Raw genomic sequence first — 19,752 nt, 5'->3', positions numbered from 1 at the left:
GGGTTACCTCCTGGCCGGTCGGATGTCGGTGCGGATGTAGTCGGGAGGGGCGCCGAGCGCGGCGACGGCTTCGGAGAGGCAGCGCCACAGCGCCCACGCCTCGTCGGGCGTCAGGGACATCCGTCGCCGGCCCGCACCGACCGCCAGATACACCGAGTACGGGTCGGGCCGTTCCGAGTCGACGCGGACGGACACAGCCGTGACCGGTTCGGGGGTGCGCAGCCGGTAGAACCGGCGACCGTTCGGCAGGGTGGTCACCGCGGCTCACCCCTCGCCGTCGGAGTCGAGCAGGTTGCGCAGCGCGTCGGGCAGCAGCCGCCCGGACGGCTTACGCGGCAACGGAAGGCGTACCGGTTCGGTGGCGGTTTCCCGGCCGACCTGGGCGAGGATGTCCGAGGCGTCAGCCGGCGCCGGGAACCGCTGGGCCATGTCGCGGATGTCGTCGTCGCTGACGTACGAGAACCGGACCCGCATCGGGTCGGGGGTGCCGTCGAGGATCACGTACCCGACGCCCTTGGCCCACCTAGGCATCTGATCCGCCAGCGCACCCCGGTTACGGGCACCGTCACCAAGAACCATGTCAACCTGCGACGCCTCGGTCAGGCCGAGCGCGATGCGGGTCGGGAACAGGTCCCTAAACGGCAGCACCTCCTTACGCGGGTCCTGCAACGCCGCCACCACCAGCACACCGACGCCCGCGCCCTGCGACAGCAGCAACCCCAGCGACGACGCGATGCGCTTACGCAGCTCGACATCCTGCAAATACGCGGTCAGCGCCGCCATCTCGTCGACGACGACCACGACCAGGGGGTCCACCTCGGTCGGCGTGTGCACCCGCACCGTTCCCGCCAGGCGGGTCTGACGCTCCCGCAGCACGGTCACGGCCTCGTCGAGCAGGTCCGCCATCGCCTCGAACGACTTGCACGCGAACCGGGCGAACATCGGCCGGCCGAGCGCGAACTCCATCCCGCCCTTCGGGTCGACCACCCACAGCCGCACCAAACCGGAGGCGACACCGCCGCCGAGGACCCGGACCAGCGACCACAGCACCGAGCCCTTCCCCGACCGGGTGGCGCCGCCCACCAGGACGTGAGTCGCGAGAAGATGCAGCGACCAGGGACGCAGGTCCTCCCGCCGGGCCAACGGCAGCGCGGTGAAGTCCGGCACCGCCGGCACCGGGAACGGCGGCACCACCGTGCGCAGCGCATCGGTACGCACCAACGCCACGTAGACCACCGTCGGCCGATCCCGAGACCGCACCCGATCCACCAGCCGCAGCACCCAGCCCCATCGACCGGCACGCGTCGGCGGGTCACCGGGCCGTTCCGCGTAGACCCGGGCGTGCCGCCGGCCGAAGGCGTACGCCAGGTTCGCGCCCACCCGCTGGAACTGCTCCGGCGTCTGCCCCCGGACCATCCGCACCGTCAACACGTCAAGGGCCTGATCCGAGCGGACCCGCAGCAGGTCAGGAAGAACGTGCCGCCGGTCGAACGTCTCGGCGAGCCCGCACAGCGTCATGGCCTCACGCCACACCCGCCGGTAGACGAACACCCGCCGGAACGAACCCAGCAGCGGACCCGCCAGCCACGCCCACCATGACGACTCATGCCGCCAGCGCCACACCGCCGAAACCGTCGATGCCACCACCAGCGGCACCACCAAGCCGGGCCAGTCGAACTCGACGTAGAGCCACAGCGCGAGGACCACCGAGGCGGTTGCCACCGGGTGACGCAGGCACCACCACAGCAGCCGCCCCGACCAGCGCAGCACCAGGCCGAGCACCACCAGCCACATCGGCAGCTCGAACCGCTTCGGACGGAACACCAGCAGGTCACCGGCCGAGGTCGTCACCACCTCACCGCGAGGCCGCCCAATCACTGGGCACCCCGCAGCGACACGAACCGACCCGACGCATCCCGGACCGCAGGGAACGGAAGCACGAGCTGCCCCACGCAGCCGGCGCACCGACCGTCCGCCCCGGTAGTCGGATCGAACCTGGACTGACACACGCCGCACCGAGGCTGGGCCGGGGCAGCCGAACGCCTACGCTTGGACACGTCACTACCTCTCTCGACAGAGCAGGGGGAAGAGACACAGGGGCGGGGCTGCCGTCCGCCAAGACCTGACAGCCCCGCCCCCACCAGATGCGGCTACGCCGCCGCCTTCTTGGCCACGCCCGCCGGGGCACGCATGCCGGTCGCCCGCAGCGAGTACGCCATCCGGCCGTTGTTCGCCACGTACGGCGTCACCGTCATGCCCTCGAACTCCACCGCCTCGAACGGAGCACCCGTCGGCGGCACCGGCTGGTAGTCGGCGGAAATCTTCACCGTCGTCTCCCGGGAGCGCTTGCCAAGCTCCGGGTCCAGGTCCATCACCCGCACCTGCCACACCCGCTGGCCGGTCAGCTTGTCCTTCGCCGGGCTACGCCGACCCGTCTTCTCGTCGAAGTCCTCGACCTCACCCATCGACTCGGGCACCAACGCGCACCCAGCCGGGAACACGTCCTCACAACGCACGGCGAACCTCGTACCGCCACGCAGAGCCATCGCTCAACCTCCAGGTCGTTGGCATGTCTGCCAAGTTGAGACTCCAAGGTAGACGGCACTTGGCAGACAAGTCAACAAGTTTCTCCGTCCACTCAGGAGGAATTGAACCTGTGGCTTTCGAGGGAAAAGGAGGATTTGTCGGGCACCCGTAATACGCTTAAAAAGAATGGCGCAACAATGCATTTCGCCATTATCTATGGTCGCAGCAGTCTTGCACGCTCCGCACACCTGGGGTACCTTTTCGCAAGCTGCGCAGAGGACGAACTCACCTATTTACCGGAGAAGAGCCATGCTTTCATTGACCGTGTCCCTGAAAGTCCCGAGGGCTATTTTTGCCTGCATTTCGATGATCCTCTTAGTTGCGCTTCAATTGTTCTCGTAGCTCAATATCGCCCGATCACAGCCCTGACACCGCCAGGTTGGTGAACCTACGGCTTCCCTGGGTAAGAGCACGACATGCCGAAAGGGAAGCACGTTGCGTGCGTTGACGATGAGCATGTCCGTCCGCGCGGACTCGACGACAAGACCGTTGAGGCCCTGGGCGAACTGAGCAAGGCGCTGGAGACGATCCACCGGGTACGGGGGCACCTGTACTCGGCGCACCAGCTCGTTGGCGGCGCCGATCTCACCCTCGATCGGGTGGTGAAGTTGCTCCGCGAGGCCGGGCACGTTGAGGCGGCCGACCGGGTCGAGCATGAGCTGTTGGGGCGCAACCTGCTACCCGGCCGTTGGACGTTCCAGATCATGGAGGAGTTCGACGATGGCTATTACGCGGCGTTCCAGGAGATCGAGCGGGACGCGCGGGAGAAGCTAGCCGGCGGCCGGCGGCACATCTACGAGGCGGAGATGAAGGAGCGACGTCGTACCCACGGCATGCCGGGGCACGAGGCTACGCCAGAGGAGTAAGCGGTAGACCGTTCGGCAGCATCGAAGCCAGGGCGTTAGCTCTGGCTTCGATGATTTTCATGCGCCCCTGGTACTCCATGGGCTCCCGGTGCGCTGCCTGGCTGGTGACCTGGCCGGGCCACTTGCGGTAGAGCAGCCCGTACTCCCGTGTGAAGTAGCCGGCGCTGACAGCGTTGGCGGCTAGCAGCAGGCCCGTGTCCTCGGAGGCGGGAAGCGCCATCCAGCCGCCCAGGGCGAAGACGAGATCCCGCCGCAGGCACAGCGTCGCCGGGTGCACCGATGCCCGGTAGCCGTTGGCTCGCCAGAAGGACAGGACTGAACCGCGGTCGACGACCCCGCCGGCCGGGTCCTTGTCCCAGCCGGCGGTAGAACCGTCGGGCAGCAGATCGAGCACTCGCGAGGTGGTCCAACCGATCTGCGGATGCGCGTCGAACGCGGCGATGTCCCGGGCAAGAGCCCCGGGTGTCAACTGGTCGTCGGCGTCCAAAACCTTGATGAGTTGCCCGGCAACCCGGGAAAGCGCAAGGGTGCGGGCAACACCCGGCCCACCGGGGCGGCCGACGCCGAGACTGATCCGCGGATCGTCAGGCAGCACGTCGACCAGGGCGCCGGCCTGTCCGTCCTCCTGGACGAGCCATTGCCAGTCCCACCCGGGGGGCATATCCTGCTTGGCCAACGACTCGTAGGCGCCAGCAAGGTACTCGATGCTTGGCACGTGGACCGGAGTGACGACCGAGACGAGTTGCGTCACGTTTTCCACCGCTGGAGTTTGTGGGAGTAGACAAGCTCGGTGCGATCACCGGGCATCACGACGTCCGCGACCTCGACGACCCGGCCGGTGGTGTCGATGGAGGTCTTGCGCACGGTGAGGACGGAGACGCCCGGGTCGATGTCCAGGAGCTCGGCCTCGTCCGGCGACGGTGGACGTGCGCGGATCTCGTCGTCGATCCGGTCCAGCTCGATGCCGATGGTATGAAGCTGGTGCTGCGTGCCGCCCGGCCACGGCTCTTTGCCCTCGTCGAGTAGGTCCGGGTTCGCGGCCACCAGGTCGTACGGAAGGTACGAGTACGACACCGTCAGCGGCGCGTTCTCATGCCGCGAGGAGGTCCAGTAGACCCGGCGCAGCAGCGGCGTACCCGGCTCGACCTGCAAGGCCGCCGCCATCTCCGCATCCGCTTCCACCCGCGCGTACTCGGCGTGGAACTTGAGGTCGTCGACGGTCAGGCCGGTGTCGTGCTCGGTGGCGCCGGTCTTCAACCGCTCGTCCTCGTCGAGCAGGACCCGATCCTTCTCCCACTGGTAGCGCTCGGCGTTGCGCCGGCGGACCCGTTGACGGGGTGCACGCACGTAGGTGCCGCGTCCCTGCTCGGCGCGGACCAAGCCCCACTCACGGAGCTGCCGGATCGCGTTGCGCACGCTGGTACGGGACAGGCCGGACGAGTCGGCTAGCTCGGTTTCACTCGGCATCAGGGTGCCGGGAGCCAGTTCGCCGCCCATGATCTTTGCCCGCAACTCTTCCGCGAGTTGCAGGTAGCGAGGGCGCCAGTCCCGGCCTTGCATACCGGACACCGTACCCCCAAGACGTTCCAACGTCTGCCAGGTGGTCCCCCTGGCCGGACGTTCAGGGACCGGGGCGACCGGAGGCGCAGGCCGCCTGGCCTGCCGCCCGACCGGTGAGGGAGTCCGACTGTGCCGACGCTCAGGGGTGCTCATCATGCTCTTCCAGATGTAGGCCCTTAGTCATCATCACCAAGCGGACGTAGGTCAGTTCGTAGATGAGCCGGTCCAGACGGACCTGATCGAGCAGGACGGGCTGGATCACGCCGTCGCGGGTGGCGTCGAGTTTCACGACCAGGTCCCGCCGCCCGAACCGGTCGAGCAGCATCTGAACCCTGACCCAGCCCGTCCGCTCCTGGCCGACGGTGGCGAGGAAGCCTCGGTGCATCGGGTCGTTCGGTCCGCACCCTTGGCACCAAGCAGGGCATCCCACGACGTCGGTCACCGACCCCAGGGCGTACTCCGGCATGCTCCCTGCCTCAGTCATCATCGCTCCCGAGATCTCCGCCCGCCTCGATCACCAGGCCGCGCAGGCACTCGGTCAGCCGAACGGCCTGTGTCAGGGACAGCTCAGCCCACCCGATACCGGCCCGGCACGTCGCATGCACCGCGATCAGGGGTGTCCGGACGTCGACGCCGATGAGGTACGCGACCACCATGCCGCCGGCGCGAGCGTTGCCGATCCGGTGCATCGGACCGCGATGGTTGCGAGTCATCTCCGTCATCAGCGGCGGCACGAGGTGACCGCAGCGATCGGGGGCACACCAGTCCGGGTGGCTCGTAACGTCGGGACGCTTGTTCGTAGGCGTCACCGCGGCCACCGCCCGGCGCCGTCCCGGTAGACCTGGACTCGCGTGATCAGCGGGATGGGCGGCAACGCGGACGACTCCCGTGCCTGCTTGACCGACCATCGCGCCGACAGCGGGACCGCCGGGCACGTACCCGGTGGGACATCGCCCTTGGCTGACCGCGTCAGGTACCGCTTTCGGGGCCACCACAGGGAGAGCCGGCGGCGTCGACGAGGACGGCTGGACATCGTACCTCCACAGGTAGAAGAGAGCCGGCGGCCGACCACGGGGGAAATGCAGCCGGCCACCGGCTCGAATGAAGGCACGGCGCACCGCCCGACGGGGACGGGTCGGGTATCGCCGAGCCAACTTGTCCGCGCGGCTACCGCAACCGGTCCAACAGGACGCCGCGCGTCAGGTGCGACCAGGGCCAGCACGAGACCACCCCTGACACGAGCCGTCACCCTGGCCGCACACCACGAAACGTACCTACAAGTAGACGAGTTGTCCATATACCAAAACAGCCCGTCTGGTTGACACTTGATAAGACAAGCGCCAGGTACGGTGAGCAGGTGCCCACCCCGCACTATGGACAACCTCGGTACCGCACGATCGCTGACGAGCTGCGACGGCGAATCGAAAGCGGTGAGATCGCGCCCGGGACCCTCTTGCCGACCGAACGGGCACTCACTGCGGAGTTTCAGGCAAGTCGCGGAACGATCCGCAAGGCAATCGCTGCGCTGCAGAGCGAAGACCTTGTCGTCACCGAGCACGGCCGCGGCACTTGCGCTATACAGCAGAGACACGAGTCCGTCGCCGACGGAAAAGCTGATCGAGGAAAACGCCAGATACCAGCTGACTCAGATCTTGCAGCGATCTTTGCCATCGATGTCGGTGCAATCTTAATCGAAGAGCAGCGCATTACTCGCGCAAGAGGAACCGTACAAGAGGTTACCAGAGTCTACCGGATTCCGCTTGCAGCGCAATAGGCCTTGATATTAGAGAGACCTGACGGATCGAGCGACCCCACCCGTGCCCTAAAAAGATAAGCTCGTAAATAGGCGCCTTTGCCGGTACCGCAAAAGTCCGGCAGCCTGTAGATTGTCCAACATGGACTACGACATGACGCGCTTGGGTGATAAGCAGTTCGAGCATCTCGCACAAGCGCTACTCGCAAAACATCTAGGACCACAGGTTCAGGTGTTCGGAGCCGGGCCCGACGGCGGCCGCGAGGCGTCATGGGACGGTCCGGTTGCCGACCCCCGTCTGCCCAACGGCTGGAACGGCTACGGTGTTGCGCAAGCCAAGTACATGCACAAGCCCGGAAATCCTCGCCAGAATTTTGCCTGGCTTAAGGGGCAGATTTTACATGAGTTCAAGGAGTGGGCTAAACCAACAACGCGTAGGCGCAAAAAGCCTGAGTATTACCTCGTAATAACCAACGTTACTCTATCTGCCGTACCCCAAGCTGGCATCGATGCCATCGTCACCACACTTAAAGAAGCAGCGCTGAATAAAGGTCTAAAATTCAAAGACGTCGCTGTCTGGCATTATGATCAGATTCGTGTGTTACTGGATGATGCTACTGAAATACACAAAACTTATGCAGCCTGGACTACGCCAGGGGATGTCTTAGCAGGGCTAGTACAAGCACAAAGTGAGGCTGCTCGGGACCTCTCAGATGCGCTTCGCGCGCACGCGGCCAAAATTCTGGTCGATGAGCGCCGCCTCAACCTGACGCAGGCAGGAAGCGTCAGCGACGCCGAGGTAGGCATCGCTGACGTCTTCATAGATCTGCCCGCCTTCCCGCCGACTCGTCATGACTCTGATACGACCCTAACAAACTTCGAAGACATCGGTCGCCCAGCACTGCCCGGGATCGTGGCGGAATTACTGGCGGTTGGAAACCGACGCCTTGATGACGGAGCGATCAGTGCTGACCCCACGGTCGCACGAGCAAGTAGATCTGTATTGATCGGCGGACCGGGACAGGGCAAGAGCACTGTCGGTCAATACCTCTGCCAGATGTATCGCGCCGCCTTCCTTGAAGGTAGCCCCGTGCTCAATGAACCGCAAGTCCGAGCAATTCGGGGGGCTATCCTCAATCATGCAACGGAAATCGGACTAGAGCATCCCGGTGCGCGGCGGTGGCCTATTAGGATTGTATTGAACGACTTGGCCGACAAGCTTTCGGAAGACAACTGCCGTTCTGTTCTAGAATATATCACCCAGCAGTTGGCAAACCGTTCAGGATGCTGCATTAACCTGCAACAGGTCCGCGCTTGGCTTCGAGAGTACCCTTGGTTTGTGGTATTTGATGGCCTTGATGAAGTGCCAGAAACAAGTAATCGCTCCCAAGTACTCACATCGATTAGTGACTTCTTCATTGATGCTCGGAGCATCGGTGCCGACGTCCATGCAGTCGCTACATCCCGACCTCAGGGATATAACGACGATTTCGGCCGCGAAGAATGCCGCCACTATAGACTTGCTCAGCTACCAGCACCACTGGCGCTTTCCTATGCTCGCAGACTGATCGATGTTCGGACGGGTGCTGGAAGTGATCGCGCGCGACAGGTCGGGCAACGGCTAGTCAGAGCTTCTAAGGAAGCTGCCACCTCTCGCCTTCTCACGACTCCGCTTCAAGTAACGATTCTGGCTCTCCTCCTCGAGAGGCTTGGTCACGCTCCAAGAGATCGCTGGCGCCTTTTCTCACAATACTATCGGGTCATTTATCAGAGAGAGCAAGAGAAGGGCGGCGACCTCGCCGATTTGCTGCATACTCATGAGTCTGACGTTAATATGGTGCACTACAAAATCGGCCTCCTACTTCAGCAGCGCGGAGAACGGTCCGGTGACACAAGGGGGGCTCTATCTAAAGCCGAGTTCGTGAACATAATCGCTGAAAGGTTGCAGTCTCAGGGCAACGAGCCTGCAGAGGCAAGGAATCTAGCAAACCGGTTTGTAACACTAGCGACCGACCGTCTCGTCTTTCTGGCAGTGCTACGTGGAGATGAAATCGGTTTTGAAATCCGGAGCCTTCAGGAATTCATGGCGGCGGAATCGATTCTGACCGGACCGGACCAAGTAGCAGTTGACGGCTTACGATCAATCGCAACGTCTTCCTATTGGCGAAACGTCTTCCTTTTTGCAGCTGGACGAGTATTCGCCGACAAAGAGCATCTGCGATCCGAAGTAACGACAATGTGTGTAGACCTAAACTTGGACACAGAGCTTCACCAGGCCACCTTGCCCGGTAGCAGCCTGGCACTAGATATCCTGCGAGATCGAGTCACTAGCTCTCAGCCTGCATATACTAGGATTCTCGCCGATCATGCGTGTCAGCTACTACGGCTACCCCCTGAAATCGTTAGAAGCTCCGGCTTGGAGAGCCTTATCGGACTGGGCGCAAAATCCCAGCTAATGGGCGCAATCGATATTGCAACTCGTGGGTCTAATTCTCAGATCATGTCCGCCGTAGCCATATTGGCGTCGCTCGCCGACTCAGGAGAAGAAGATGCGCGGCTCCGACTCCTAGAAGTGCTCGACGGAGTCGGATCCCATCTTAGAGACTCTATTCTTCTAGATTCCTACCCCTATACTTCCCCCACTTTGGCAGAATTGCTGAGGGAGGAGATGTCTGCGGACGAGCCAAGCAAGCTGGTTGCTCTTCAAGCAAGGCTTCGCGTATTTGACGAAGATGACGAAGGCTCTCCCTATTCGTCCCTCCACCCTGACGCGCAGGCACTAGTAAGTATCGCAGAAAGCTTCCTCGGCGAAGGGGATACCGAGATCTGCGGTTTGGGATTTAACGCGGACGGAGTATCGCTAAGGGTAGTTGCTATTCCGACAAGCGACTCGAATCCATGGAAAGTTCTCGAATCAACATCTTCGACGCGCGGTTCTTGGCCCGCCTTAAGGCGTTGTGCCCGATTCTGCGCAGCCCCCAATGCAGATTCTTTGGCCGACGCGCTTGATGCAATGGCGGATCACCCGGAAGAGTCGCATACAGTCGGCCGCCTATTCCCGTGGCCCCTTGCTGCCTGCCTCGTGGAAGCGTTTGACGGCCAACCAGATACCACTGATGGAATCATCGGAGTTGATTTAAGAATATCCCCCAACGCCAAGTCTGAGAGACTCTTGGAACTCGCGTCTTTCGCCCGTCAAGGCGTCTTGGGTGATATAGATGATTGGGTGGCTGCAGAAGGTCGTTGGCTCGAGCAGCCTTGGGCGAGTTCAGACCTTAGCTTCGTTCCGACCAAAGAAGTCAATGGTGCGATCATTGTCTTGCCTTTTAGTCAAGAAATTCGACAGCGGGGTGCCGTTCTCACGGCGTCATCACTCGCAGTGGGTTCGCCGTCGGTAGATGTCGAAGCAGAAGTCACTAAAGAGTGGCTCAAGCAGGCTTTGCCTGTTGTGCAAGCTATGCCGCACTCGGAGCAGCGGGTGAACCTGGCCTCTGCCATTCTATTTATCGGCAACGCCGTTCAGCGTGGTGGTGACCGTCGGATTTTTGGCTCTGCTGGCAGGCCTAAGCCTAAAGAAACTGGACAGTCACCCTTCAATCAATTTGCGGGCTTGTCCCCGACGGAGGTATTCCAACTAATCCAGCTCGCTGGGGATGAAATAGGCGCCCTGTCAGCGTGGTTCCAAGATTTGCCAGAGCCCACAGTATTGGAATTCCTGGACGACATATCTCGTCTTGGTGGGCGCACTCATCTGAACCTCAGCTTGTACAATCCCTTCAACGGAGTCGAATGCGATTACGTTAAGATCTGGAGATCAGATCCTAGCAATTGGCGCTTGGGGCGGTTCAGATTACACATGAACCCTGCACCGGACTGCAACTTTCCAGAAGTAGACATGATTGATGAGGGTCCCCTTAAAGCCAATGTGCGTCTCTTGACTGACGCATTGCGGCAAAGTGCTCATGGAAATGGAGCGTCGGATACAGAATGGCTTCGCGCAAACCTTGCCGAGCTTACAAGTCGGTGGGATGATGGCGAATTCTTAGGCCATGCCTATTGGAGGAGGGACCGCGACAGCCTCGACCTCGACCACTTCATCAGCTGGATGGCCAACCGTGGGTCAAACGAGCGGAATCACGCCTTCGCTGCTCGTCTCTCGATGCTCCTCTGTCATGAGCGGCCACAGCTTGCAGTTGGCCTGGTGAGAGCATTGCAGTCGATCGTCTCGACAAAGCCCTCCGCGAGCGGCATGTAGGGTATAGACACTGGCTCCATGCAGGCATAGACGGCAGCGGGTCGACTGGCGGCCCCAGTCCGTCAGCTCGTTATAGCCAGACGCTGCGATCCGACACATATTGCCGATTCCCTCTATGAAAGATCAAGGCACCGCGCTCCGCGCGGTGCAGGGCGGCAAGCCCGGCCGGCGGCAAGCCGCCCCGGCCGCCTACGGCGCCGGGGCGGTGAGCCACCGAAAGCCGCCGGGACACCGCCCCCACGGGAAGAGGAACCAGCCTCAGCGAGGCCGTGACGGAAGCCAGCGGGGCCGCTCTGGTCGGATGTCGGGGCTTCCGTCTGCCGCGCCAGTCCAACCCCGGGACTGGCTTGCCACCGGATCACCGGGTCGCCGGCACCAGCTCCACCGCCAGGACGTGCCCGCATCCGCGACCAGCCGGCGGCACAGCGGCAGAGGCCCGACGCCGGCCGGCAGACCCTCAGGGCGAGGCAGGGCGTCGGCCGGATCCCAGGTTGGCTGAGCCAGCACTCAGGCCGTCTCCAGGCCGTCTCAGGCCGTGGCCAGGCCGTCAAACGCCACCCAACGCTGACCAAGGTCAACCAACGGCACCAGGTAAAAAGCCAGCTCAGAGCCATGATCACGGCTCTGAGCTGGTGGGCGACGGACGAGTCGACCTGTACGCCGGATTTTGTGCCCGGCACGCCCGAAGGCGCGCCGGCGGCGGCCATCCATCTCGGCCTGCCGTCGCCGGCAGGCTCCAGCGGCCTACCCGCAGACATCGGGCGGGCCGCCCTCAAGCGTCTGCGCGGGTCGTCATCTAGCGGTGACGGCCCTTTCTTGGCCTTGCTCCGGGTGGGGTTTACCGAGCCACCCCGGTCACCCGGGGTGCTGGTGGGCTCTTACCCCACCGTTTCACCCTTACCGTCCCGTATCGGGCCGGCGGTCTGTTTTCTGTGGCACTGTCCCGCGGGTCACCCCGGGTTGCCGTTAGCAACCACCCTGCCCTGTGGAGTCCGGACGTTCCTCGGCGGCGGGCCGGAGCCCGCCGACGCGACCGCCCGGTCGACTCGTCCGTCGCGCCCTCATCCTAACGACGCCCCCGCCGCCCCCATTTCCACCCCGGGCCGCCGCCAGTTCGGGGAAGTGGCGGTATCCCGGGCCGCCGGATACCGCCACTTCCCCGAACTGGCGAAGCACGGCGCGAGCGAAGCACGCGGGTCGGGCGGCGGCGTACTAGCCTCGGGGGATCATGGATCTCTCCGACGTCGCGCTGCTGCTGGTCGCCGGGCTGGCCGCGGGCACGGTGAACGCGGTCGCCGGCGGCGGCTCGCTGATCACGTTCCCGGCGCTGATCGCGACCGGGCTGCCGCCGGTGGCGGCCAACGTGTCGAACTCGGTGGCGGTCTTCCCGGGGTACGCGGCCAGCGTGGCGGGCAGCCGGGCGGATCTACCGCGCGGGCGGGCGCTGTGGTCGCTGCTGCCCACCGCGGCGGTCGGCACGGTGCTGGGCTGCGTGCTGCTGCTGGCCACGCCGGCGCGCGCGTTCGAGCTGGTGGTGCCGTTCCTGGTGCTCGGCGCGACAGCGATCCTCGCGTTCCAGGACCCGCTGCGCCGGCTGGTCGGCCATCCGTCGCGGTTGAGCCCGCGCCGCCGTACCGTCACCGTGCAGACCATGGTCCTGGTCGGCACGGTGTACGGCGGCTACTTCGGCGCGGCGCTCGGGGTGATGCTGGTGGCCGGGCTGGCCCTGGTGCTGGACGCCACGCTGGCCCGGGTCACGGCGGTGAAGAACCTGCTCTCGGCCGTGGTGGGGTTGACCACGCTGGTGGTGTTCGCGTTGTTCGGCCCGGTGCAGTGGGTGGCCGTCGCGGTGGTCGCGCCGGCCACCGTGGTCGGGGGGTACGCGGGCGCCCGGCTGGCCCGCCGGCTGCCGGCGGTGGTGTTGAAGACGGTCATCGTGATCTTCGGCACCACGATCGGCCTCTATCTGCTGTGGCGGGCGCTGACCTGACGTCCGCTCAGTACGCCTCCCCCACCGGCTCCTCCGGGGCGTGCTCGGCGGCGCGGGCGGCCCGGTTCCACCTCACCCGCTCGCCGTAGCCGGCGGCCATCAGGTGACCGAAGCCGAGGTAGACCACCACGCCGACGGCGAGGACCCCGAAGCCGACCCAGAACGGCAGCGCCAGGCCGTGTTCGGCGAGCTTGCCGGAGATGATCGGCGCGGGCGCGGCGGCACCCCAGCGGACCAGGTTGAACGCGCCGGTGGCGATGCGGCGGTCGGCGGAGCCGAGGCCGAGCGCCAGGTCGGTCAGGTTGGCGTTGGCCAGGCCCATGAACAGGCCGGCGACGACCAGCACGACCAGCGACATGGCGGTGCCGGTGGAGGTGGCGAACAGGACCATGCAGACCAGCAGACCGAGCAGCGCCACGCCGACGGTCTGCACCGCGCCGATGCGGTGCGCGAGCCGGTGCCCGAGCAGCAGGATGCCGGTGGCCAGGCCGAGGCCCCAGCCGGTGAACGCCAGGCCGAGCGGGATGACGTCGAGGCGCAGGAACAGCGGCGTGTAGCCGAGCACCACGAAGAACACGAAGTTGTAGGCGGCGGTGACCACGCAGAGCGTGATGAACGCCGGCTTGCGGTAGGTGGCGAAGATCTGGCCGACGCGTACCGGTGACTGTTTGGTCGTGGGTTCGCGGAGCTTGCGGGCGGCGACGCCGAGCGCCAGCACCATGAAGATGCCGCAGACGAAGAACGGCAGCCGCCAGCTCACCTCGCCGAGCAGGCCGCCGATGAGCGGGCCGACGGCGAAGCCGAGGCCGAGCGCGGTCTCGAAGAGGCCGACCACCCATTCCCGGTCGTTGGCCAGGTTGACCAGCACCACCATGGCGGTGGCGAAGAACATCGCGTTGCCCAGCCCCCAGACACCGCGCAGCACGGAGAGCTGGACGATGTCGTTGCTGAACGACGCGAGGATGGCGGCCAGGCCGACCACCGAGACGCCGGTGACGAGCACCGGTTTGAAGCCGAACCGCCCGCTGGCCAGGGTGGCCGGGATCATGCCGACGGCCATCACCGCGATGTACGCGGTGAAGAGCAGTTCGACCTGCCAGGCGGTGACGCCGATGGCCTCGCCGATGGCGGGCAGGATGGGGTCCACCACCGCGATGCCGGCGATGGCGAGGAACGCCACGAGCGTGGTGGCGTAGATGGCACTGCGGTTGGGCTCGGATCGCCGATCCACTCCGCAACCTCCCGAGATAGCTGTATCGTACAGGTAATTTCCTTGTATCATACAGCTATGAGCGACGACGCCCACGCGAAGGAAGTCACACTCGGCCGCATCGAGACCGAGGTCGCGTTGCTGATGCGGCTGGGCGAGGCCACCCGGCGCGGCACCGGCACCATGGAGCACCGGCTGCTCGACCGCGCCGCGTACGTGATCCTGCGGCACCTCGACACGGCCGGCCCGCAGAACGTCTCCGCGCTCGCCGCCCGGCTCAACCTGGACGGCTCCACGGTCACCCGGCAGGTCTCCGCGCTCCAGCGCGACGGGCTGATCGCGCGTACCCCCGACCCGGCCGACGGGCGCGGCACGGTGATCTCCGCGACGCCGGCCGGACTCCAGCGGATGGCGGCCGTACGGGCCGCCCGCACCCGGCTCTACGGCGAGATGCTGTCCGCCTGGTCCGACACCGATCGGGACACCCTCGCAGAGTTGCTGCACCGCCTCAACGAGGCGCTCGACGCCCGCAACCGTCGCCGCTGAGGTGTTAGGAGGGGCCCCTTCTTATGCAGAATGCGTTAAGCGGGGGCCCCGCCTTTCACGCCACTGGTTCGGGCGCGGAGTCGGCACGGTCGGCGGAGGCGCGGGGCGTGCCCTCGTCGGCGAAGTAGTCGTCAGGCGTGGTGCTGTCCGGGCCGTCGGCCACCTTCGCCGCCCGCAGCACCAGCGTGGCCAGCGCCGCCACCACCAGGTTGACCAGCACCGCCACGACCCCGACGTAGATCGTCTTCTTGGTGTCGAAGCCGAACTCGGAGAGCGGGAACGCCGAGCCGGCGAAGTGCTTCTTCCCGGTCGCCGGGTTGCCGATCTGGTAGAGCATCCACATGCCCAGGCCCATGCCGGCCACCCAGCCGGCGATCAGCGCGCCCCGGTGGAACCAGCGGGTGTAGAGGCCCAGCGCCACCGCCGGCAACGTCTGCAGGATGATCACGCCGCCGATGAGCTGGAGGTCGATGGAGAACTGCGGGTCGAGGAAGACGATGCAGGCCACCGCGCCGACCTTCACCACCAGCGAGGTGATCTTCGAGACGTTCGCCTCCTGCGCCGGCGTCGCGTCCCGCTTCAGGTACTCCTTGTAGATGTTGCGGGTGAACAGGTTCGCCGCCGCGATCGACATGATCGCCGCTGGCACCAGCGCGCCGATGCCGATGGCCGCGTACGCCACGCCGGCGAACCAGTCCGGGAACTGCTGGTCGAACAGCAGCGGCACCACCGTGTTGCCGTCCACGCTGCCGGCCTTGGCACCGGGCAGCGGCTTCACGTTCGCCGCGATGGCCATGTAGCCGAGCAGCGCGATCAACCCCAGCAGCAGGCTGTACGCCGGCAGCGCGGACATGTTCCGCTTGATCACGTCCCGGTTCCGGCTGGCCAGCACGCCGGTGATGCTGTGCGGGTAGAGGAACAGCGCCAGCGCCGAACCGAACGCCAGCGTCACGTACTGGAGCTGGTTGTTGGCGTTGAGCAGGATGCCGTCGCCGGGCGCCGGGCTCGCCTGGAACTTCGCGTCGGCCGCGTCGAAGATGCTGCCCCAGCCGCCCAGCTTGTAGGGCAGGTAGATCACCGCCACCAGGATCACGATGTAGATCAGCGAGTCCTTGACGAACGCGATCAGCGCCGGTGCGCGCAGCCCGGACTGGTAGGTGTAGGCCGCCAGGATCGCGAACGCGATGATGATCGGCAGGTGCCGGGCCAGCGCGCTGTCCCCGGTGACGCCCATCGTCTTCAGCACCGCCTCGATGCCGACGAGCTGCAACGCGATGTACGGCATGGTGGCGACGATGCCGGTGATGGCGACCAGCAGCGCCAGGATCGGCGAGCCGAACCGGTTGCGGACGAAGTCGGCCGGGGTGACGAAGCCGTGCCGGTGCGACACCGACCAGAGCCGGCACAACACCAGGAACACCAACGGATAGATCACGATCGTGTAGGGCACCGCGAAGAAACCGGCCGCGCCGGCCCCGAAGATCAGCGCCGGCACCGCCACGAACGTGTACGCGGTGTAGAGGTCACCGCCGACCAGGAACCAGGTGATCCAGCCGCCGAAGCTGCGCCCGCCCAGCCCCCACTCGTCCAGGTGGGCCATGTCCTGCGGCCGGCGCCACCGGGCCGCCACGAAACCCATGGCGCTGACCAGCAGGAACAGCACGGAGAAGACGATGATCTCGGTGAGGTGGTCGCGCCACATCAGCGGTCACCCCGCTTCTTCTTCGTCATCTGGTAGACCAGCGTGGTGGTGCCGACGCCCAGCAGGATCCAGGCCAGTTGCAGCCAGTAGAAGCGCGGGAACCCGAACAGCCGGGGCGAGTCGGCGTTGAAGAAGGCCGGGATCAGCGGCACCACGATCGGGATGAAGAGCAGCCAGTTCCAGGGGCTCTTGTCCTTCGCCCGGGAACGCGCCGTGTCCAGCGCCTCCGGTTCCGGTGTGGCCATTGACAACCTCCGGGAAGTCGTAGCGGGCCAGGTGACGGCCGGAGGCTACGACCCGGTGACCGGGGTCACGTTCGACAGGCGGACGTCAATGCGCCGAGCGGCCGCCCGGCTGCGCCGAACGGCCGGCTCCCGGTCAGATGTCAGTCAGGTGCGCGGTGTCGTTGACCAGGCGGACCGCGACGCCGCCGTCCGGGTAGAGGTCGAGCACCGAGACGCCCGCGGTGTCCAGGTAAAGCCGGTGCAGGAACGCGTCGCCGGCGGCGAGCGCGTCGCGCAGCACCAGCTTGATCGGCGAGACGTGCGAGACCACCACCACGGTCTCCCCGGGGTACGCCGACCGCAGCCGGTCCACCGCCCGGCCGGTGCGTTCCGCGACCGCCACGAACGACTCCCCCTCCGGCGGCGCGATCCGGGTGGAGGCGAGCCAGGCGTCCAACTCGCCCGCCCAGCCGTCCCGCACCTCGGCGAACGTGCGCCCCTCCCAGATCCCGAAGTCGCACTCGATCAGGTCGTCGTCGGGGCGTACCGGTGGGTTGCCGACCAGCGCGGCGATCGCCCTGGCGGTGGCCGTACACCGGGACAGCGGCGAGCTGACCACGGCCGCGACGGACGGCGCCAGCGCGGCCACCCGGGCGGCGGTGGCCCGGGCCTGGGCCCGGCCCCGCGCGGTCAGCGGCACGTCGCCCCGACCGGAGTACTGCTTCTGCACGGTGCGTTCGGTCTCCCCGTGCCGCACCAGGATCAGCCGGGTGCCCTCCTCGGTCGGGCGCGGCTCCCAGGAGGCCGGGGTGGTGGCCGGGTCGGTGCCGGTGGCCTTCGCGGTGGCGGCGCGGGCGGCCACCTCGCGGGCGGCGGCCCGGGCGGCCGAGTCGGGCCCGGCGACCTCGCGCGGCGGCTCCGCGGCGCGCGGCGACGCCACCGCCGGGGCACGGCCGGCGGCGGCGTCCATCGCGGCGTTGGCCAGCGCGTCGGCGTGCTTGTTGCGCTCCCGGGGAATCCAGGTGAAGCGGACGGCGGTGAACCGGCCGACCAGCCCGGCGGCCTGGGCGGCGAGCGGGCGCAACCCCGGGTGCTTGATCTGCCAGCGGCCGCACATCTGCTCGACCACCAGCTTGGAGTCCATCCGCGCCTCGACCTCGGCCGCGCCCAGCTCGGCGGCGGCCTCCAGCCCGGCGATCAGGCCGCGGTACTCCGCCACGTTGTTGGTCGCCGTGCCGATCCCGGCCGAACGCTCGGCCAGCACCTCACCGGTCTCCGGGTCCCGGACCACCGCGCCGTAACCGGCCGGGCCGGGGTTGCCCCGGGAGCCGCCGTCGGCCTCGATCACCACCGCACGCACCGCCACGACGGCTACAGCCCCGACTCGTTGGTCCGGACCATGATCCGGCGGCACTCCTCGCAGCGGACCACGTCGTCCGGGTCGGACTTGCGGATCCGGGCCAGGTCGGCGCCGGACAGCTCCAGCCGGCAGCCCCCGCAGCGACCGCCGGTGAGCAGCGCGGCGCCCATCCCGGTGTCCTCGCGGATCTTGTCGTAGAGCGTGACCAGGTCCGTCGGCAGGTCACCGGCGAGCGGCTGGCGGGAGGTGCGCTTGAACTCCTCCTCCTTGGCGATCTCGGCGAGCGCGTCGTCGCGGCGCTGCTCGGTCGCGGCCCGCCGCTCCCGGGCCTCGGCGATGCGGCTCTCGATGCCGTCGAGCACGCCCTGCGCGGTCTCCCGCTGCTCCATCAGCTCCAGCTCGGCGTCCTCCAGGTCGCTCTGCCGGCGGTTCAGCGAGACCAGTTCGTGCTGGAGCGCCTCCAGCTCCCGGGCCGGGCCGCTGCCCGAGGCCAGCCGGGCCTCGTCCTTGCTCTTGCGCGCCCGCACCTGGTCGACGTCCTTCTCCAACCGGGCGATGTCCCGGTCCAGGTCGTCGACGGCCACCTGGGCGCGGACCCGCTCGTCCTCCAGCGCCGACAGCTCGCGCGCGAGCGCCTCCAGCTCGGCCCGTTCCGGCAGGCTCCGGCGGCGGTGCGCCAGCTGGGCGAGCGTGGTGTCGATCGCCTGGAGATCGAGCAGGCGACGCTGCACCTTCGGGTCAGCCTTCACGGTCGGGGCTCCTTGTCGTCCGGTCGGGGCGCGGCGGCGTGCACGGTCCAGGGGTCGGTGTCCAGGTCGGACACCTCGGTCTCGACGCCCAGGTCGGCGGCCAGGTGGGCGGCCAGGTCGTCCAGCCAGGGCCGTTCGGTCGCCCAGTGGGCGGCGTCCAGCAAGGCCGGGCCGCCGGCGGCCAGGTGCTCGCCGGCCGGATGGTGGCGTAGGTCCGCGGTGAGGAACGCGTCCACCCCGGCCGCCGCCGCCTCGGCCAGGAAGCCGTCCCCCGAGCCGCCGCTGACGGCGAGGGTACGAACCATACGCCCGGGATCCCCCGCGGCGCGAACGCCCCAGGCGGTGACCGGGAGCACGTCGGCGGCTCGTCGGGTCAGCTCGGCGAGGGTCATCGGGACGGGCAGCTCGCCGACTCGGCCGATGCCCCGGCCCGGCCCGTCCGCCGGTGACCCGGGGCGGGGCCGGTGCAGCGGGCGCAGCCCGGTCAGCCCGAACCGGGCGGCGAGCGCGTCGGACACCCCCGGGTCGGCCACGTCGGCGTTGGTGTGCGCCACGTACAGGGCGACGTCGGCCTTGATCAGCCGGTGCACGATCCGGCCCTTGTACGTGGTGGCGGCCACCGAGGAGACGCCGCGCAGCAGCAGCGGGTGGTGCGCGACGATCATGTCGGCGCCGGCGGCGAGCGCCTCGTCCACCGTCTCCGGGACCACGTCGACCACGCAGGCGACCCGGCGGACCGGGTGGTCGGGCTCGCCCAGCACCAGGCCGACCCGGTCCCACTCCTCCGCCCAGGCGGGCGGATAACGGCGGTCCAGGGCGGCCACCACGTCGGCGACCGTGGGCGGCGATCCGGTTGTGCTCACGGCCGGCCAGCTTACCGGCCGACCGGCGGTTTCCACGTCCACGGCGTTAAGCGGGGCCCCCTGTACTACCGAATGCGTTAACAAGGGG

18 protein-coding genes and 1 other RNA gene are annotated in these 19,752 nt (G+C 66.7%); 5 read left to right on the top strand and 14 right to left on the bottom strand.

Features of this window, described 5'->3' with window-relative positions; translation table 11 throughout:
- Positions 1 to 3 precede the first annotated feature (3 nt).
- The 3 genes from ACH495_RS23220 to ACH495_RS23210 all read right to left on the bottom strand — a co-directional run bounded on the left by ACH495_RS23220 (position 4) and on the right by ACH495_RS23210 (position 2,546).
- Positions 4 to 258: a hypothetical protein gene (locus tag ACH495_RS23220; RefSeq protein WP_396859796.1), complete on the bottom strand. Its 255-nt coding sequence runs from the start codon at positions 256 to 258 to the stop codon at positions 4 to 6.
- 6 nt (positions 259 to 264) lie between these two features.
- Positions 265 to 1,794: a cell division protein FtsK gene (locus tag ACH495_RS23215; RefSeq protein ID WP_396859846.1), complete on the bottom strand. Its 1,530-nt coding sequence runs from the start codon at positions 1,792 to 1,794 to the stop codon at positions 265 to 267.
- A gap of 356 nt (positions 1,795 to 2,150) precedes the next feature.
- A complete protein-coding gene (locus tag ACH495_RS23210; RefSeq protein WP_396859795.1) occupies positions 2,151 to 2,546 on the bottom strand; it encodes a transcriptional regulator in 396 nt (131 codons plus the stop codon).
- 456 nt (positions 2,547 to 3,002) lie between these two features.
- Here ACH495_RS23210 and ACH495_RS23205 point away from each other — a divergent pair, with 456 nt between their 5' ends.
- Positions 3,003 to 3,452: a hypothetical protein gene (locus ACH495_RS23205; RefSeq protein ID WP_396859794.1), complete on the top strand. Its 450-nt coding sequence runs from the start codon at positions 3,003 to 3,005 to the stop codon at positions 3,450 to 3,452.
- Here the strand turns inward: ACH495_RS23205 and ACH495_RS23200 are convergent.
- The 4 genes from ACH495_RS23200 to ACH495_RS23185 all read right to left on the bottom strand — a co-directional run bounded on the left by ACH495_RS23200 (position 3,436) and on the right by ACH495_RS23185 (position 5,746).
- Positions 3,436 to 4,212 (bottom strand): glycosyltransferase, encoded by a 777-nt coding sequence (locus ACH495_RS23200; RefSeq protein ID WP_396859793.1) that lies wholly within the window; start codon positions 4,210 to 4,212, stop codon positions 3,436 to 3,438. The two genes, ACH495_RS23205 and ACH495_RS23200, sit on opposite strands and share 17 nt — an antisense overlap.
- The gene (locus tag ACH495_RS23195; protein WP_396859792.1) at positions 4,200 to 5,012 is read right to left on the bottom strand and encodes a GntR family transcriptional regulator; all 813 of its coding nucleotides are present in this window, start codon (positions 5,010 to 5,012) and stop codon (positions 4,200 to 4,202) included. The genes ACH495_RS23200 and ACH495_RS23195 overlap by 13 nt, the downstream gene beginning before the upstream one ends.
- A gap of 139 nt (positions 5,013 to 5,151) precedes the next feature.
- Positions 5,152 to 5,478, bottom strand: coding sequence for a hypothetical protein (locus ACH495_RS23190; RefSeq protein ID WP_396859791.1), 327 nt, complete (start codon positions 5,476 to 5,478; stop codon positions 5,152 to 5,154).
- Positions 5,479 to 5,488: 10 nt separating this feature from the next.
- On the bottom strand, positions 5,489 to 5,746 hold the full coding sequence (locus tag ACH495_RS23185) for a hypothetical protein (protein ID WP_396859790.1): 258 nt from the start codon (positions 5,744 to 5,746) through the stop codon (positions 5,489 to 5,491).
- Between the two features lie 623 nt (positions 5,747 to 6,369).
- Between ACH495_RS23185 and ACH495_RS23180 the strand changes: the two genes are divergently transcribed.
- Both ACH495_RS23180 and ACH495_RS23175 read left to right on the top strand, forming a co-directional pair.
- Positions 6,370 to 6,786: a GntR family transcriptional regulator gene (locus ACH495_RS23180; RefSeq protein ID WP_396859789.1), complete on the top strand. Its 417-nt coding sequence runs from the start codon at positions 6,370 to 6,372 to the stop codon at positions 6,784 to 6,786.
- Positions 6,787 to 6,907: 121 nt separating this feature from the next.
- A complete protein-coding gene (locus ACH495_RS23175) occupies positions 6,908 to 11,020 on the top strand; it encodes an NACHT domain-containing protein (RefSeq protein ID WP_396859788.1) in 4,113 nt (1,370 codons plus the stop codon).
- Positions 11,021 to 11,660: 640 nt separating this feature from the next.
- On the opposite strand, the gene rnpB is transcribed toward ACH495_RS23175, so the two are convergent.
- Positions 11,661 to 12,069, bottom strand: an RNA gene (gene rnpB, locus ACH495_RS23170) — RNase P RNA component class A.
- A 179-nt stretch (positions 12,070 to 12,248) separates the two neighbouring features.
- Between rnpB and ACH495_RS23165 the strand changes: the two genes are divergently transcribed.
- Entirely contained in the window at positions 12,249 to 13,010 is a 762-nt protein-coding gene (locus ACH495_RS23165) for a sulfite exporter TauE/SafE family protein (RefSeq protein WP_396859787.1), read from the top strand.
- Between the two features lie 7 nt (positions 13,011 to 13,017).
- Here the strand turns inward: ACH495_RS23165 and ACH495_RS23160 are convergent, their stop codons facing one another.
- Positions 13,018 to 14,241, bottom strand: coding sequence for an MFS transporter (locus ACH495_RS23160; RefSeq protein WP_396859786.1), 1,224 nt, complete (start codon positions 14,239 to 14,241; stop codon positions 13,018 to 13,020).
- Positions 14,242 to 14,298: 57 nt separating this feature from the next.
- On the opposite strand from ACH495_RS23160, the gene ACH495_RS23155 reads away from it, so the two are divergent.
- Entirely contained in the window at positions 14,299 to 14,766 is a 468-nt protein-coding gene (locus ACH495_RS23155) for a MarR family winged helix-turn-helix transcriptional regulator (protein ID WP_396859785.1), read from the top strand.
- 55 nt (positions 14,767 to 14,821) lie between these two features.
- Here ACH495_RS23155 and mctP read toward each other — a convergent pair whose 3' ends face one another.
- The 5 genes from mctP to ACH495_RS23130 form a co-directional block, all read right to left on the bottom strand.
- Complete coding sequence (gene mctP / locus ACH495_RS23150) at positions 14,822 to 16,468, bottom strand: monocarboxylate uptake permease MctP (RefSeq protein WP_396859784.1); 1,647 nt, start codon at positions 16,466 to 16,468, stop codon at positions 14,822 to 14,824.
- Positions 16,468 to 16,713 carry a DUF3311 domain-containing protein gene (locus tag ACH495_RS23145; RefSeq protein WP_091572757.1) on the bottom strand — a complete coding sequence of 82 codons (246 nt, stop codon included), beginning with the start codon at positions 16,711 to 16,713 and terminating at the stop codon, positions 16,468 to 16,470. Before ACH495_RS23145 ends, mctP begins: the two co-directional genes overlap by 1 nt.
- Before the next feature lie 133 nt (positions 16,714 to 16,846).
- Positions 16,847 to 18,058: a bifunctional RNase H/acid phosphatase gene (locus ACH495_RS23140; RefSeq protein WP_396859783.1), complete on the bottom strand. Its 1,212-nt coding sequence runs from the start codon at positions 18,056 to 18,058 to the stop codon at positions 16,847 to 16,849.
- A 5-nt stretch (positions 18,059 to 18,063) separates the two neighbouring features.
- Positions 18,064 to 18,801 carry a zinc ribbon domain-containing protein gene (locus tag ACH495_RS23135; protein ID WP_396859782.1) on the bottom strand — a complete coding sequence of 246 codons (738 nt, stop codon included), beginning with the start codon at positions 18,799 to 18,801 and terminating at the stop codon, positions 18,064 to 18,066.
- The gene (locus tag ACH495_RS23130) at positions 18,798 to 19,664 is read right to left on the bottom strand and encodes a Nif3-like dinuclear metal center hexameric protein (RefSeq protein ID WP_396859781.1); all 867 of its coding nucleotides are present in this window, start codon (positions 19,662 to 19,664) and stop codon (positions 18,798 to 18,800) included. Before ACH495_RS23130 ends, ACH495_RS23135 begins: the two co-directional genes overlap by 4 nt.
- Between the last annotated feature and the right edge of the window lie 88 nt (positions 19,665 to 19,752).

The sequence above is a fragment of the Micromonospora sp. NPDC018662 genome, assembly GCF_044391475.1.
Lineage (GTDB): Bacteria > Actinomycetota > Actinomycetes > Mycobacteriales > Micromonosporaceae > Micromonospora.
The sequence above is the reverse complement of the archived record's forward strand: the minus strand, read 5'-3'. Positions and strand labels throughout refer to the sequence as shown.

What these genes read in the sequence shown, in the direction of transcription:
- ACH495_RS23215 (WP_396859846.1), bottom strand. Translation starts at nt 1,794, where the DNA reads ATGTGGCTGGTGGTGCTCGGCCTGGTGCTGCGCTGGTCGGGGCGGCTG.
- ACH495_RS23210 (WP_396859795.1), bottom strand. Translation starts at nt 2,546, where the DNA reads ATGGCTCTGCGTGGCGGTACGAGGTTCGCCGTGCGTTGTGAGGACGTG.
- ACH495_RS23205 (WP_396859794.1), top strand. Translation starts at nt 3,003, where the DNA reads ATGCCGAAAGGGAAGCACGTTGCGTGCGTTGACGATGAGCATGTCCGT.
- ACH495_RS23195 (WP_396859792.1), bottom strand. Translation starts at nt 5,012, where the DNA reads ATGCAAGGCCGGGACTGGCGCCCTCGCTACCTGCAACTCGCGGAAGAG.
- ACH495_RS23190 (WP_396859791.1), bottom strand. Translation starts at nt 5,478, where the DNA reads ATGCCGGAGTACGCCCTGGGGTCGGTGACCGACGTCGTGGGATGCCCT.
- ACH495_RS23175 (WP_396859788.1), top strand. Translation starts at nt 6,908, where the DNA reads ATGGACTACGACATGACGCGCTTGGGTGATAAGCAGTTCGAGCATCTC.
- ACH495_RS23165 (WP_396859787.1), top strand. Translation starts at nt 12,249, where the DNA reads ATGGATCTCTCCGACGTCGCGCTGCTGCTGGTCGCCGGGCTGGCCGCG.
- ACH495_RS23155 (WP_396859785.1), top strand. Translation starts at nt 14,299, where the DNA reads ATGAGCGACGACGCCCACGCGAAGGAAGTCACACTCGGCCGCATCGAG.
- mctP (WP_396859784.1), bottom strand. Translation starts at nt 16,468, where the DNA reads ATGTGGCGCGACCACCTCACCGAGATCATCGTCTTCTCCGTGCTGTTC.
- ACH495_RS23145 (WP_091572757.1), bottom strand. Translation starts at nt 16,713, where the DNA reads ATGGCCACACCGGAACCGGAGGCGCTGGACACGGCGCGTTCCCGGGCG.